General features: G+C 58.4%; 13 protein-coding genes. 3 read left to right on the forward strand and 10 right to left on the reverse strand.

The annotated features are described in order from the left end of the window. Positions 1 to 35: 35 nt before the first annotated feature. The 5 genes from carA to grpE all read right to left on the reverse strand — a co-directional run bounded on the left by carA (position 36) and on the right by grpE (position 6252). The gene (gene carA / locus L9059_RS17290) at positions 36 to 1172 is read right to left on the reverse strand and encodes a glutamine-hydrolyzing carbamoyl-phosphate synthase small subunit (protein ID WP_247292184.1); all 1137 of its coding nucleotides are present in this window, start codon (positions 1170 to 1172) and stop codon (positions 36 to 38) included. Between the two features lie 258 nt (positions 1173 to 1430). Continuing rightward, positions 1431 to 2234: a 4-hydroxy-tetrahydrodipicolinate reductase gene (gene dapB, locus L9059_RS17295; protein ID WP_162437898.1), complete on the reverse strand. Its 804-nt coding sequence runs from the start codon at positions 2232 to 2234 to the stop codon at positions 1431 to 1433. 10 nt (positions 2235 to 2244) lie between these two features. Continuing rightward, positions 2245 to 3369, reverse strand: coding sequence for a molecular chaperone DnaJ (gene dnaJ, locus L9059_RS17300; RefSeq protein ID WP_247292185.1), 1125 nt, complete (start codon positions 3367 to 3369; stop codon positions 2245 to 2247). A 297-nt stretch (positions 3370 to 3666) separates the two neighbouring features. After that, entirely contained in the window at positions 3667 to 5583 is a 1917-nt protein-coding gene (gene dnaK / locus L9059_RS17305) for a molecular chaperone DnaK (RefSeq protein ID WP_247292186.1), read from the reverse strand. A 102-nt stretch (positions 5584 to 5685) separates the two neighbouring features. After that, positions 5686 to 6252 carry a nucleotide exchange factor GrpE gene (gene grpE, locus L9059_RS17310; RefSeq protein ID WP_247292187.1) on the reverse strand — a complete coding sequence of 189 codons (567 nt, stop codon included), beginning with the start codon at positions 6250 to 6252 and terminating at the stop codon, positions 5686 to 5688. 239 nt (positions 6253 to 6491) lie between these two features. Between grpE and recN the strand changes: the two genes are divergently transcribed. Beyond that, on the forward strand, positions 6492 to 8165 hold the full coding sequence (gene recN / locus L9059_RS17315) for a DNA repair protein RecN (RefSeq protein ID WP_247292188.1): 1674 nt from the start codon (positions 6492 to 6494) through the stop codon (positions 8163 to 8165). A gap of 73 nt (positions 8166 to 8238) precedes the next feature. Here the strand turns inward: recN and fur are convergent, their stop codons facing one another. After that, the gene (gene fur, locus L9059_RS17320) at positions 8239 to 8643 is read right to left on the reverse strand and encodes a ferric iron uptake transcriptional regulator (RefSeq protein WP_003197684.1); all 405 of its coding nucleotides are present in this window, start codon (positions 8641 to 8643) and stop codon (positions 8239 to 8241) included. A gap of 97 nt (positions 8644 to 8740) precedes the next feature. Here fur and L9059_RS17325 point away from each other — a divergent pair, with 97 nt between their 5' ends. Further along, entirely contained in the window at positions 8741 to 9268 is a 528-nt protein-coding gene (locus L9059_RS17325; protein ID WP_247292189.1) for an outer membrane protein assembly factor BamE, read from the forward strand. Between the two features lie 58 nt (positions 9269 to 9326). On the opposite strand, the gene L9059_RS17330 is transcribed toward L9059_RS17325, so the two are convergent. From L9059_RS17330 to L9059_RS17340, 3 genes are read right to left on the reverse strand one after another with little or no spacing between them, the layout of a single operon-like run. Further along, positions 9327 to 9641: an RnfH family protein gene (locus L9059_RS17330; protein ID WP_247292190.1), complete on the reverse strand. Its 315-nt coding sequence runs from the start codon at positions 9639 to 9641 to the stop codon at positions 9327 to 9329. Further along, positions 9634 to 10068, reverse strand: coding sequence for a type II toxin-antitoxin system RatA family toxin (locus tag L9059_RS17335; RefSeq protein ID WP_247292191.1), 435 nt, complete (start codon positions 10066 to 10068; stop codon positions 9634 to 9636). The genes L9059_RS17330 and L9059_RS17335 overlap by 8 nt, the downstream gene beginning before the upstream one ends. A 7-nt stretch (positions 10069 to 10075) precedes the next feature. Continuing rightward, a complete protein-coding gene (locus tag L9059_RS17340) occupies positions 10076 to 11479 on the reverse strand; it encodes a sodium-dependent transporter (protein ID WP_247292192.1) in 1404 nt (467 codons plus the stop codon). 118 nt (positions 11480 to 11597) lie between these two features. On the opposite strand from L9059_RS17340, the gene smpB reads away from it, so the two are divergent. Continuing rightward, positions 11598 to 12080 carry an SsrA-binding protein SmpB gene (smpB, locus tag L9059_RS17345; protein WP_028623113.1) on the forward strand — a complete coding sequence of 161 codons (483 nt, stop codon included), beginning with the start codon at positions 11598 to 11600 and terminating at the stop codon, positions 12078 to 12080. A gap of 131 nt (positions 12081 to 12211) precedes the next feature. Here the strand turns inward: smpB and L9059_RS17350 are convergent, their stop codons facing one another. Next, positions 12212 to 12979, reverse strand: coding sequence for a GntR family transcriptional regulator (locus L9059_RS17350; RefSeq protein WP_247292193.1), 768 nt, complete (start codon positions 12977 to 12979; stop codon positions 12212 to 12214). Between the last annotated feature and the right edge of the window lie 158 nt (positions 12980 to 13137).

Raw genomic sequence — 13137 nt, forward strand, 5'->3', positions numbered from 1 at the left:
ACCACCCTCAAGCTATGCTGCATCAGTACCAGCGATTAGCGTCGCTTGGCCATTTCATTGATGAAGCGATCGAACAGAGGCGCTACGTCGTTCGGGCCAGGGCTGGCTTCAGGGTGACCCTGGAAGCTGAAGGCGCTCTTGTCGGTACGCTCGATCCCTTGCAAGGTGCCGTCGAACAGCGATTTGTGGATCGCCCGGACGTTGGCTGGCAGGGTCGCCTCGTCCACCGCAAAACCGTGGTTCTGGCTGGTGATCATCACTACGCCGCTGTCCAGGTCCTGCACCGGGTGGTTGGCACCATGGTGGCCGTGGCCCATTTTCAGGGTCTTGGCACCGGAGGCCAGGGCCAGCAACTGGTGACCGAGGCAGATACCGAATACCGGGATCTCGGTTTCCAGCACGTCCTTGATTGCCTGGATCGCGTAGTCGCATGGCTCCGGGTCACCCGGGCCGTTGGACAGGAACACGCCATCCGGTTTCAGCGCGAGCACGTCAGCCGCTGGCGTCTGGGCCGGAACCACAGTAACGCGGCAGCCGCGCTCGACCAGCATGCGCAGAATGTTCAGCTTCACGCCGTAGTCGTAGGCAACCACGTGGTACGGCAACTCCGAAGCGTCGATAGTCGCGTGACTGTCGGTTTTCAGGTCCCAGACCGTCGAGCGCCATTCGTACTGTTCTTTGGTGCTGACGACTTTCGCCAGGTCCATGCCCTTGAGGCCAGGGAAACCCTGGGCGGCGGCAATGGCGGCTTCTTCCGAGATGTTGTCGCCGGCCATGATGCAGCCGTTCTGTGCGCCTTTCTCACGCAGGATGCGGGTCAGGCGACGGGTGTCGATACCGGCGATGGCCACGACGTTGTTGGCTTTCAGGTAATCGGACAGGGACATCGTGTTGCGCCAGTTGCTCGCAACCAGTGGCAAGTCACGGATGACCAGGCCAGCGGACCAGACGCGGTCAGACTCGGCATCTTCCGGCGTAGTACCGGTGTTGCCGATGTGCGGGTAAGTCAGGGTAACGATCTGTTGGGCGTAGGAAGGATCGGTAAGGATTTCCTGATAGCCGGTCATGGCGGTATTGAACACCACCTCACCAACGGTTTGACCGTCGGCTCCAATTGCTTCGCCGCGAAAAATGCTGCCATCAGCAAGGGCGAGTATGGCTGGCTTAGTCAAGAAGACCTCCCGTAAATAAAGCCTGAAAGGGCGATCGCAGGTGTAAAAAAGCGGAGTGACGTATGGACACGTCACCCCGCTCATTCACTGAATTATTCTGCGCGCTTTTAGTGAACACACTAAAGCTGTAGCTTACAGAAAAAGGCATTTTTGGTCTACCGCCAATGAGCCTTAAAGGCTGGAGAATGCGACAGGACGTCGCTTGGCGGAGTAAAAACGGGCTCAAACGCTGCGCGCGAGCCCGATTTCGGGTGCATCTTAACGCAGGTCGAGCACGTCTTGCATGTCGTACAGACCAGGCTCACGCCCGTCCAGCCACAATGCGGCACGCACCGCACCTTTGGCGAAGGTCATGCGACTGGATGCCTTATGGGTGATCTCTACGCGCTCACCGTCGGCGGCGAACAGCACCGTGTGATCGCCAACAATGTCGCCGGCACGCACGGTGGCAAAACCGATGGTCTCGCGCTCACGAGCGCCGGTCTGACCCTCACGACCGTACACCGCAACCTTCTTCAGATCACGGCCGAGGGCATCGGCAATCACTTCACCCATGCGCACGGCAGTGCCTGAAGGCGCATCGACTTTATGCCGATGGTGAGCCTCGGTGATTTCGATATCGACATCATCACCCAGCACCCGCGCGGCAGTATCGAGCAGTTTCAGGCACAGGTTGACGCCGACGCTGAAATTGGCAGCAAAGACAATTGGAATGTCCTTGCCCGCCTCGGCCAGCAACTGCTTTTCTTCGACACTGAAACCCGTAGTGCCGATGATCATCGCCTTGCCGTGTTTGCGGCAGAATGCAAGGTTCTTCAGGGTCACTGTCGGGTGAGTGAAATCGATCAGCACGTCGAACTCGTCGACTACCCGGGCCAGGTCACCTGACAGCGGAACGCCAATACGCCCCAGCGCCGCCAGCTCACCGGCATCCGCACCAACCAGCGTGCTGTCAGGACGATCCACAGCCGCAGTCAGGCCGGCGCCCGGAGTTTGTTGCACGGCTTCTATCAGGGTTTTGCCCATGCGCCCGGCGGCGCCCATCACTGCAATACGTCGCATGCCCATCTCCTTACAGATCGCCGAAGAAGCGTTTCACACCTTCGAACCAGCCGGTGGTTTTCGGCGACTGGCTGTTGTCGTCTGCGAGCGAACTGCGGAACTCTTCCAGTAATTCACGCTGACGACGACCCAGGTTCACTGGGGTTTCGACCGCCACCCGGCACATCAGGTCACCGGCACCACCACCGCGCACCGGCGCAACGCCTTTGCCGCGAACCCGGAACTGCTTGCCGGTCTGGGTACCTTCAGGAATCTTCAGCTTGACTCGACCATCAAGGGTCGGAATCTCCAATTCACCACCCAGCGCCGCGTCGACGAAGCTGATAGGCACTTCACAAAACAGATGCTTGCCGTCGCGCTGGAAGATCGCGTGCTCGCGCACGTTGATCACCACATAGAGGTCGCCAGTCGGGCCACCTTGGGCACCCGCCTCACCCTCGCCGGACAGGCGGATGCGGTCACCGGTATCGACACCGGCCGGCACTTTCACCGACAGGGTCTTGTACTCTTCGATACGTCCTTCGCCGTGACAGGAATCGCACGGGTCGGAAATGATCTTGCCCTGGCCATGGCAGCGCGGGCAGGTCTGCTGCACCGAGAAGAAGCCTTGCTGCATACGAACCTGGCCAATGCCGCCACAGGTCGGGCAGGTAACAGGCGCCGAGCCCTTCTTGGCACCCGAGCCATCGCACGGCTTGCAATTGACCAATGTCGGAACGCGGATATTCACGGTAGTTCCGCGCACCGCTTCTTCCAGGTTCAGCTCCAGCGTGTAGCGCAAATCGCTGCCGCGCTGGGCGCCGCCACGAGCACCGCCGCGACCGCTACCGAAGAAATCACTGAAGACATCACCAAAGATGTCGGAGAAATTCTGACCACCGAAACCGGCGCCACCGCCACCCATGCTCGGATCGACGCCGGCATGACCATACTGGTCGTAGGCCGCGCGCTTGCTGGAATCAGATAGCACTTCGTAGGCCTCGTTGGCCTCCTTGAACATCTCTTCCGATGCTTTGTCATCGGGATTACGGTCCGGGTGATGCTTCATTGCCAGGCGGCGGTAGGCCTTCTTCAGGTCTGCTTCGCTTGAGCCGCGCTCAACACCCAACACTTCGTAATAGTCACGCTTTGCCATAAGTCTTTGCACTCTTGAGGACGTCCGGCAAACCTCTCCTGAGCCTTGCCAAACTCGTTGAGCCCCAATACAGGCCCGGACCCAACTCACGTCAATTCAACGATCCTGGTCTTTGATTCATTGCGGTACTTGCGGCGCGAAAAGCAGGAGCATCCTCGGCCATACCACCCACAGGCGAACGTTGTCGCATGCGGTAAAAATTCTCGTACTCCAGACACGCCAACGCGGGAGCAGGCTCCCGCGCGGCGACATCCTACCAGTCACCGCCTGAAGGCAGTCAACCGGGCGACCAACAACTTACTTCTGGTCTTTTACTTCTTCGAACTCGGCGTCGACGACGTCATCAGCCTTCTCAGCCTTTTCGTCCTGCTGCGCAGCGCCTTCAGCAGGCTGGGCCTGTTCGGCGTACATCTTCTGCGCCACTGGAGCGGAGACTTTCGACAGTTCTTCAACCTTGGCTTCGATCGCAGCCTTGTCGTCGCCTTTGACAGCGGCTTCCAGGGCTACCACAGCAGCTTCGATTGCAGTCTTCTCTTCAGCGCTCACCTTGTCACCAGCATCAGCGATCATTTTGCGAGTCGAGTGCACCAGCGCATCACCCTGGTTGCGGGCAGCGGCCAGCTCTTCAAACTGACGATCTGCGTCGGCGTTGGTTTCAGCATCGCGAATCATCTGCTGAATTTCTTCCTCGGACAGACCCGAGTTAGCCTTGATCACGATCGACTGAGTCTTGCCAGTGGCCTTGTCCTTGGCACCGACGTGCAGGATGCCGTTGGCGTCGATGTCGAAGGTCACTTCAATTTGTGGCACGCCACGTGGTGCTGGTGGAATCTCGGCCAGGTCGAACTTGCCCAGGGACTTGTTCTGTGCGGCCTGTTTACGCTCACCTTGCAGCACGTGAATGGTCACTGCGCCCTGGTTGTCGTCAGCAGTCGAGAACACTTGCGATTTCTTGGTAGGAATCGTGGTGTTTTTCTCGATCAGCGCAGTCATCACGCCACCCATGGTTTCGATACCCAGGGTCAGCGGGCTGACGTCGAGCAGCAGAACGTCTTTCACATCGCCGGCCAATACTGCGCCCTGGATGGCAGCACCCATGGCAACGGCTTCGTCCGGGTTCACGTCTTTACGAGCTTCTTTACCGAAAAACTCGGTTACCAGCTTCTGAACCAGTGGCATACGGGTCTGACCGCCGACCAGGATCACGTCGTTGATCGCGCCAACGTCGATACCGGAGTCTTTCAGAGCGATGCGGCATGGTTCGATGGTGCGTTGAACCAGGTCCTCCACCAGCGCTTCCAGCTTGGCGCGGGAGATTTTCACGTTCAAGTGCTTAGGACCGGTAGCGTCTGCAGTGATGTACGGCAGGTTCACGTCGGTCGAATTGCTCGAAGACAGTTCGATCTTGGCTTTTTCAGCGGCTTCTTTCAGGCGCTGCATGGCCAGCGGGTCACCTTTAAGGTTCATGCCGCTTTCTTTCTTGAATTCGTCAACGAGGTAGTCGATCAGACGAATGTCAAAGTCTTCACCGCCCAGGAACGTGTCACCGTTGGTGGCCAATACTTCGAATTGGTGCTCGCCATCGACTTCAGCGATTTCGATCACGGAAACGTCGAAAGTACCGCCACCCAAATCGTAAACGATCACGGTGTGATCGCCTTTCGCTTTGTCCATACCGTAGGCCAGAGCGGCTGCGGTTGGTTCGTTGATGATACGTTTAACGTCCAGGCCCGCGATGCGGCCGGCGTCTTTGGTCGCCTGGCGCTGGCTGTCGTTGAAGTAGGCCGGAACGGTAATTACCGCTTCGGTCACCGGCTCGCCAAGGTAGTCTTCGGCGGTCTTCTTCATTTTCTTCAGAATTTCAGCCGAGATCTGTGGCGGCGACATTTTCTGGCCGTTCACTTCAACCCATGCGTCGCCGTTGTCAGCCTTGGCGATTTTGTACGGGACCATCTTGATGTCTTTCTGTACGACTTCTTCGTCGAACTTACGACCGATCAGACGCTTCACCGCGTACAGGGTGTTGTGCGGATTGGTCACTGCCTGACGCTTGGCCGACTGGCCAACCAGGATTTCGCCATCGTTGGCGTAAGCCACGATCGACGGCGTGGTGCGGGTGCCTTCAGCGTTTTCAATAACTTTGGCTACGCCGTTTTCAAGCACGGAGACGCAGGAGTTGGTAGTCCCCAGGTCGATACCGATAATTTTGCCCATGTTAACTCTCCCGAAACTTTGGATTTGGTTGCCGCAGCAGTGGTGGCTAACTGCGGTAGCACTTAAACGCTTGACTTCTAAATGGGGGCCTTGCGGCTAATTTCAAGCCTGCTCATCAATAGAAGGCGAAACTGGCGCAGGCGCCTTGCTGACCACGACCATGGCCGGGCGCAGCAGGCGTCCGTTGAGCTGGTAGCCCTTCTGGAACACCTTGAGCACGCTGTTCGGCTCGACATCGGCACTTTCCTGCATGGCCATCGCCTGATGTTGAACGGCGTTGAACGGTTCGCCATGCGGGTCGATTGCTTCCAGCTGATAACGCTTCAGGGTGTCCTGGAACATTTTCAGGGTCAGCTCGATGCCTTCGCGCATCGGGCGGATGCTTTCGTCGTCCGGGCTGGACAACTCCAGGCCACGCTCGAGGCTGTCGATAATCGGCAGCAGGTCGCCGGCGAATTTTTCCAGGGCGAACTTGTGAGCCTTTTCTACATCCTGCTCGGCGCGACGGCGGACGTTCTGCAGATCGGCGGCTACACGCAAAGCCTGATCCTGCGCGCCTGCCAGTTGCTCTTCGAGCACTTGTACACGGGTTGCCAGGTCATCACCCGAACTCTCGGGCGCCTGATTGGCGTCTGGATTTTGCGTATCCACTGTCTGTTCGTCAGCCATAGATTTCTCCTTTCAATTACGTCCGCGAGCTCAACTCGCGCTTCTGTCCAGCTATATGGGGCCGCAAAAACCAGCTTCAAGGGGTGGACCGGATTAACCCTACAAAAAGAGCTGCATTGTGATTCCACACAGCACTAAGGGTTTCGTCGGATCAAGCAAATCGAGCTAAGCGAGGGCATTGTCAGCCAGAATGAAAACACTGTATAAATAACCAGACCTAACACCTGGGAGCGGCCCCTATGCTGGTGCACCTGTCTGTACACAACTACGCCATCGTTGAACATCTCGATCTGGAACTTGATCGCGGGATGAGCGTGATCACAGGGGAAACCGGCGCCGGCAAGTCGATCATGCTCGACGCCCTGGGCCTGACCCTGGGCGATCGTGCCGACAGCGGAGTGGTGCGTCCCGGCGCAGACAAGGCCGACATCCTGGCCACCTTCGACCTGATCGACATCCCGGAAGCCAGTGCGTGGTTGGCCGAGCGCGACCTCGAAAGCGACGGACCGTGCATCCTGCGCCGGGTCATTACCGCCGAGGGACGTTCGCGCGGCTACATCAACGGCACCCCTTGCCCCCTCGGCGACCTAAAGTCCCTGGGCGAATTGCTGATCGACATCCACAGCCAGCACGAACACCAGTCCTTGCTGAAGACCGATACCCACCGCCGCCTGCTCGACGAGTATGCCGGCGCAACCGACCTGGCCCGCCATGTTCAACTGGCCGCCCAGCGCTGGCGCCAGACCCGCCACGAGCTGGACCGCCTCTCCAACTCCGGCGACGAACAGCGTGCCCGCCACCAACTGCTCAGCTACCAGCTTGAAGAGCTCGAAAACCTGGGCCTTGGTGAAAACGAGCTGGAACAGCTGGAGCAAGAACACAAGAATCTGACCAACGCCGAGACACTCCTGGGCATCTGCCGCCAGGTAGTCGAGCAGTGCAGTGAAAGCGATTCCGGAAATGTCCTGAACGCACTGACTGCCAGCCTCAATCGTCTGTCGAGCGTCAACAATTCCATCGGCGCCCTGGGCGAAGCCAGCAGCTTGCTGACCAGCGCACAGATCCAGGTCGAAGAAGCCGTGGGCGAACTGAACCGCTTTCTCGACAACTTCGATGCCGACCCGGCGCGCCTGCAGTTCCTGGAAGAGCGCCTGGATGCGATCTACACCATGGCACGCAAACACCGTATCCAGCCGACAGAAGTCGCGGAAATGCAGCAGAAACTGCTGGATGAAATCGAGACACTGAATGCCAACGACGAATCCATCGAGCGTTTGAGTGACGAGTTGGCGTCATACGCCCGGCATTATCACGAGAAAGCGCGCGATCTGAGCGACCTGCGCCACCAGGCAGCGGGCAGCCTGGCCAGCGCGGTGGAAGAGGAAATCCAGCGCCTGGGCATGCCCGGCGGGCGCTTCAGCATCGAACTGCGCCCCAACACCAGTGATGAGCTGCTGCCAAACGGGCTTGAGCAAGTCGAATTGCTGGTCAGCGCCAACCCTGGCCAGCCGCTCAAAGCCTTGGCAAAGGTGGCCTCAGGCGGCGAGTTGTCGCGGATCAGCCTGGCCATTCAGGTCATCACCGCCCAGACCTCACGAGTGCCCACCCTGGTATTTGACGAAGTGGATGTCGGCATCGGCGGCCCAACCGCAGAAATCGTCGGCCAGCTGCTGCGCCGCCTCGGCGAGCGTGGCCAGGTGCTGACGGTAACTCACTTGCCTCAGGTGGCCGCCCAGGGTCATCAGCATCTATTTGTGCACAAGGTGCGTGGGGAAGACGCGACCCGTACCGCGGTGTCCAAGCTGAGCAAGAACGATCGAGTGGAAGAAGTGGCGCGAATGCTCGGAGGCATCGACCTCACCAAGGAATCCCTCGCTCACGCGAAAAAGATGGTGGTAACCGCAAAAATTTAACCGGGCAGAAAGCGCGAAGGCGACCCTGGGGTCGCCTTCGCTCGTTTCGCGAACCTGAGTTCACGCGACATGCTTACTTTTTCTTGCGCACGTACAACACAAGATTGTGATCAACCATCTCAAAGCCATACTTGTCGACGATGGCTTTCTGCAGACGCTCGATTTCTTCGTCGAAGAATTCGATCACTTCGCTGGTTTCGACGTTGACCATATGGTCGTGATGCTTGCCGTCGTCCAGCTCGAAGACCGCATGGCCTCCGTCGAAGTTGTGCCGCACCACAAGGCCAGCTGCCTCGAACTGGGTCAGTACACGATAAACCGTGGCCAGACCGACGTCCTCACCAGCCTCCATCAGCGCCTTGTAGACGTCCTCGGCACTCATGTGGCGTTGCTCGGCGGAATCGAGCATTTGCAGAATTTTGACCCGTGGAAGGGTCACTTTGAGGCCGGCTTTGCGTAGTTCGCTATTTTCAACCATGGTCAGCTTTCTCGCGATGCTGCTTCGCAGCTTCTCTTAATGCGGGTATGATCGGCGTTTACGTTGTCCCAGCCAAGATAGTGGAAGTCGCCCACCGATGCAAAACACCAAGCTCTTGCTAACCAGTTTCACCTTTGTGGGACTGCTCGCACTCGCCGGTTGTTCATTCCCCGGGGTTTACAAAATCGACATCCAGCAGGGCAATGTCGTCACGCAGGACATGATAGACCAGTTACGCCCGGGAATGACCCGCCGGCAAGTACGGTTTATCATGGGTAACCCTCTGCTGACTGACACGTTCCATGCCGATCGCTGGGATTATCTGTATAGCCTGCAACCCGGTGGCGGTGAACGCCAACAGGAACGCATTAGCGTTATCTTCAACCCAAATGACCAGCTTGTCAGCCTTTCCGGTGATTTCATGCCGGGAGTCAGCCGTGACGAAGCCATTCTCGGGCAGGATAGCGGCACTAATGTGACCGCGCCTGCAGAAAACGTCGAGAAGCCGAAACCGGAAAAACCGGTCAAGCCCGGCTCGTTGCTGGACCAGATCCAGAAGGACGTGGACGGCGTAGAAACCGTTCCGGTCCCGACTCCGGAGCCTCTGGACACTTCGCCGCAATAATTTGCGACGCAATAAAAAACCCGGCACGCCGGGTTTTTTATTGTCTGCAATTCAGCCACTACTGATTACGCGACCTGGCCTCAGCCGCTTTCGCCGCGCGCAGGCGCCGAACTTCTTTGGGATCGGCCAGCAATGGCCGGTAAATCTCGATCCGGTCACCTGCCCGGGCTAGCCGACTCTGCGGATCTGAAACCACTTTGCCGAAGATCCCTATCGGGCACTCGGCAAGATTCAGCTCGGGGAACTCTTCAGCAACCCCGGAGCGCCGCACAACCTCGCGCACGGTCAGACCTGGCGGCACGCTCACCCCAAACAGCATCTGTCGATCAACGGCGGCATACACCACCTCAACGTCGATCATGGCCTTAACCATGCATTTGCTTGGCACGCTGGCAGAACGCATCCACCAGTGTATTGGCGGCCTGATTGAACAGAGGCCCCAAGGTCGCGCGAACAATCGGTCCCGCATAATCAAACGACAGGTCGAGGCTGATCTTGCAGGCCTTCTCGCCCAACGGCTTGAACACCCAGACGCCATGCAGCTGATTGAACGGACCTTCTTCCAGGTTCATCTCGATGGACTGGCCGGGCACCAGTGTATTGCGCGTCACGAAATGCTGGCTGAGGCCACCCTTCGCCACGCCGACACTGGCGCGCATATGCTCGGCAGAACTCTCCAGGACCTCGGCAGACGAGCACCAGGGCAGGAATTCCGGATACCGCGCCACGTCATTGACCAGGTCATACAGCGCTTGTGCCGGATACGGCAGCAGGGCCGAACGTTGAATATGGGTCGTCATGTCAGCGTCACTTCCACAGCTGGGCGGCAAACACTACAAGAATGCCGATGGGCGCCACATAGCGCATCAAAAACAGGGACAAGGCGAACAGTGCCGGGTTGCGGATCGACAATTCGTCACGCACCGCTTCACGGCCCATCACCCAGCCTGCAAACATCACGAAACATAGTCCACCAAGGGGCAGCATGACTCGCGAGGTGAAGAAATCGATCACGCCGAAAAAGTCCAATCCCCCGGCCGCACCCCATTGATAGAGGTGAAACATCCCGCCTTCGTTCACGAAAAACTTGGCTTCTTTCCAGATATTGAAGGAAAACACCGTGCCCAGCCCGACAAACCAGCAAGTGAAAGCCAGCCAGAATGTGACCCAGGCCCGACGGACCTTGGTCCGCTCAACCAGGTAAGCCACCATCGGCTCGAGCAGGGAAATCGCCGAGCTCCAGGCCGCGACGGCCACCAGTACGAAGAACACTACGCCCATCATCTGGCCGAAGGCTACGTTGCCGAAGGCGAAAGGCAGGCTGACAAACATCAGCCCCGGGCCTTCGCTTGGGTTCAGGCCGGCAGCAAACACGATCGGGAACAGGGCCAATCCGGCGACCAGGGACACAAAGGTATCCAGCAGCGCCACACCGACAACCGTGCCGGAAATTGACGAATCTTTCGGCATGTAGGCGCCGTAGATCATGATCGAACCAACGCCGACGCTGAGGGAAAAGAACGCATGGCCCATGGCAGGTAGCAGGCCATCGAGGACTTTTTCCGGATGGAAGTCGAACATGAAATGCACGCCTTCCATGAAGTGCCCGGTGGTCATGCTGTAACCCAGCAACACCAGGATCATCACGAACAGCAGTGGCATCATGATTCGCAGGCTGCGCTCAAGCCCGGCGACCACACCTTTGGCGATCACCACGGCCGACAAAAGCATGAATATTGTGTGCCAAAGTGTCAGACGCCAAGGGTCGGCGATGACATTGCCGAAATAGGCGCCGACCTGATCAGGCGTAACGCCCTGGAAATCGCCGCGCCCCATGTCGATGATGTAATCCAGCGACCAACCACCCACCACACTATAGAAAGACAGGATCAGCAACGCTGTGATCATGCCGGCGAACGCGCCCCAAGACCACTTGCCCGAATGCCCCGCCTCGATTGCCAGCACCTTCAGGGCATTCGCCGGGCTTTGCCGGGCGCGGCGGCCGATCAGGGTTTCGGCCAGCATGACCGGCATCCCGATTAGCGCGATGCAAGCCAGGAACATCAGCACAAAGGCGCCGCCGCCATAGACGCCGACCATGTAGGGGAATTTCCAGATACTACCCAAGCCCACGGCCGAACCGGTCGCGGCGAGTATGAAGACCCAGCGGCTAGCCCAACTGCCGTGGACAGAAACCTTGTCTGTCGACATCGTTATCACGCCCAAGCGTTCAAAAAAGAGCGCGCATTGTCCGGGATTCAATCAACCTGCTCAAGCACGTAGCGATACCGTAGCCGACTCGCTTGCAACTCCCTATAATGCCGCCCCTATGGCTAAACAGAAGAAACACCCCACAGGGACCATCGCGCAAAATAAAAAGGCGCGACACGATTACTTCATCGAACATCGGTTCGAGGCTGGTCTGGTCCTGGCCGGCTGGGAAGTAAAGAGTTTGCGGGCGAGCAAGCTACAACTGGTTGACAGTTATGTACTGCTCAAGGATGGCGAAGCCTGGCTGCTCGGCAGCCATATCACGCCACTGATGACCGCGAGCACTCACGTCATTGCTGACCCGACTCGCACGCGCAAGCTCCTGCTGAATCGGCGCGAGCTGGAAAAGCTGGCCGCGGCCGTGCAGCAAAAGGGTTACGCCTGCGTATGCCTGTCCTGGTACTGGAGCAAGCACATGGTCAAGTGCGAGATCGCTCTGGGCAAGGGCAAGAAGGAATACGACAAGCGCGATACCGAACGCGAGCGCGACGCTGGTCGAGAGCTGCAGCGTGCGGTGCGGAACAAGGGCAAGGAAGATTAATTTTCTTTTTGCTTGAATCCGCTTTCGCGAGCAAGCCCGCCCCCACATTTGGTTTTGTGTCGCTCACAAATCCAGTGTGGGAGCGGGTCTGCTCGCGAATGCAATCTCGAAAACCCTGCAAAGCGTACTGACTACATCCCCTTGCGCCGCTCCGCCCGAGCCATGCGCTGCACTTCCTGACGCACTTCCTCTAGCACTTCCTGCACATACAGGATATGCCTGCTGGACACTTCTCGCGCCTGCTCGGCACGCCCCTCGATAATCGCCAGGTACAACTCCCGATGCTGAGTGATCAGCATGTCGCGGGTTTCCGTGCGCTGCTTGTACATCCCGCCGATGTTCGTCACGACATTGCGCTTGAGCAGATCGAACAGCCCACGAATCGTGTGCAACAACACCGCGTTGTGACTGGCTTCGGCAATGGCCAGGTGAAATTTCGCATCAGCGGCGCCCTCCTCCACGCGACTGACTTCGTCGTGTCGCGTATAGCAGTCCTGCAATTGATTGAATGCCGCAGTCAGTCGCTCGCGATCAACATCGGTAGCGCGCAACGCCGCGTAATAGGCGCATGAAGCTTCCAGGGTGTGACGAAACTCCAGCAGATCGCGCTGGGCCTCGGGGTTGCTTTCCAGCAGATGCAGCAACGGATCGCTGAACGTCGTGCCCAGGGATTCCACCACATAGTTGCCACCCCCCTGACGACTGACCAGCAAGCCCTTGGCCGCCAGTTTCTGGATCGCTTCGCGTAAAGACGGCCGCGAAACGCCGAACTGCTCGGCCAGCGCACGCTCGGCAGGCAACCGCTCACCGGCCTTCAGCGTGCCCTCGAGAATCATCCCCTCGAGTTGCTCGACAATATCGTCAGACAAACGGCGCTGGCGAATCTGATCAAACCCCATGACTCATTTCTCCACGATCCCGACCACTCGCCGGGCTCTCTATTCTGGCCTATCGGCGCTGCGCAGGCACCTGCCAGACACTGTTAAGTCGAACGAAAAAATCGATCCGCCAGGCGCACCTAAGACGAAAGTTTGCGGGCGGCAAATTGACACACCCC

The sequence above is a fragment of the Pseudomonas violetae genome (assembly GCF_023072615.1).
Lineage (GTDB): Bacteria > Pseudomonadota > Gammaproteobacteria > Pseudomonadales > Pseudomonadaceae > Aquipseudomonas > Aquipseudomonas violetae.

What these genes read in the sequence shown, in the direction of transcription:
- recN (WP_247292188.1), top strand. Translation starts at nt 6,492, where the DNA reads ATGCTGGTGCACCTGTCTGTACACAACTACGCCATCGTTGAACATCTC.
- smpB (WP_028623113.1), top strand. Translation starts at nt 11,598, where the DNA reads ATGGCTAAACAGAAGAAACACCCCACAGGGACCATCGCGCAAAATAAA.
- L9059_RS17340 (WP_247292192.1), bottom strand. Translation starts at nt 11,479, where the DNA reads ATGTCGACAGACAAGGTTTCTGTCCACGGCAGTTGGGCTAGCCGCTGG.
- L9059_RS17350 (WP_247292193.1), bottom strand. Translation starts at nt 12,979, where the DNA reads ATGGGGTTTGATCAGATTCGCCAGCGCCGTTTGTCTGACGATATTGTC.
- L9059_RS17330 (WP_247292190.1), bottom strand. Translation starts at nt 9,641, where the DNA reads ATGGTTAAGGCCATGATCGACGTTGAGGTGGTGTATGCCGCCGTTGAT.
- grpE (WP_247292187.1), bottom strand. Translation starts at nt 6,252, where the DNA reads ATGGCTGACGAACAGACAGTGGATACGCAAAATCCAGACGCCAATCAG.
- L9059_RS17335 (WP_247292191.1), bottom strand. Translation starts at nt 10,068, where the DNA reads ATGACGACCCATATTCAACGTTCGGCCCTGCTGCCGTATCCGGCACAA.
- fur (WP_003197684.1), bottom strand. Translation starts at nt 8,643, where the DNA reads ATGGTTGAAAATAGCGAACTACGCAAAGCCGGCCTCAAAGTGACCCTT.
- dapB (WP_162437898.1), bottom strand. Translation starts at nt 2,234, where the DNA reads ATGCGACGTATTGCAGTGATGGGCGCCGCCGGGCGCATGGGCAAAACC.
- dnaK (WP_247292186.1), bottom strand. Translation starts at nt 5,583, where the DNA reads ATGGGCAAAATTATCGGTATCGACCTGGGGACTACCAACTCCTGCGTC.
- L9059_RS17325 (WP_247292189.1), top strand. Translation starts at nt 8,741, where the DNA reads ATGCAAAACACCAAGCTCTTGCTAACCAGTTTCACCTTTGTGGGACTG.
- dnaJ (WP_247292185.1), bottom strand. Translation starts at nt 3,369, where the DNA reads ATGGCAAAGCGTGACTATTACGAAGTGTTGGGTGTTGAGCGCGGCTCA.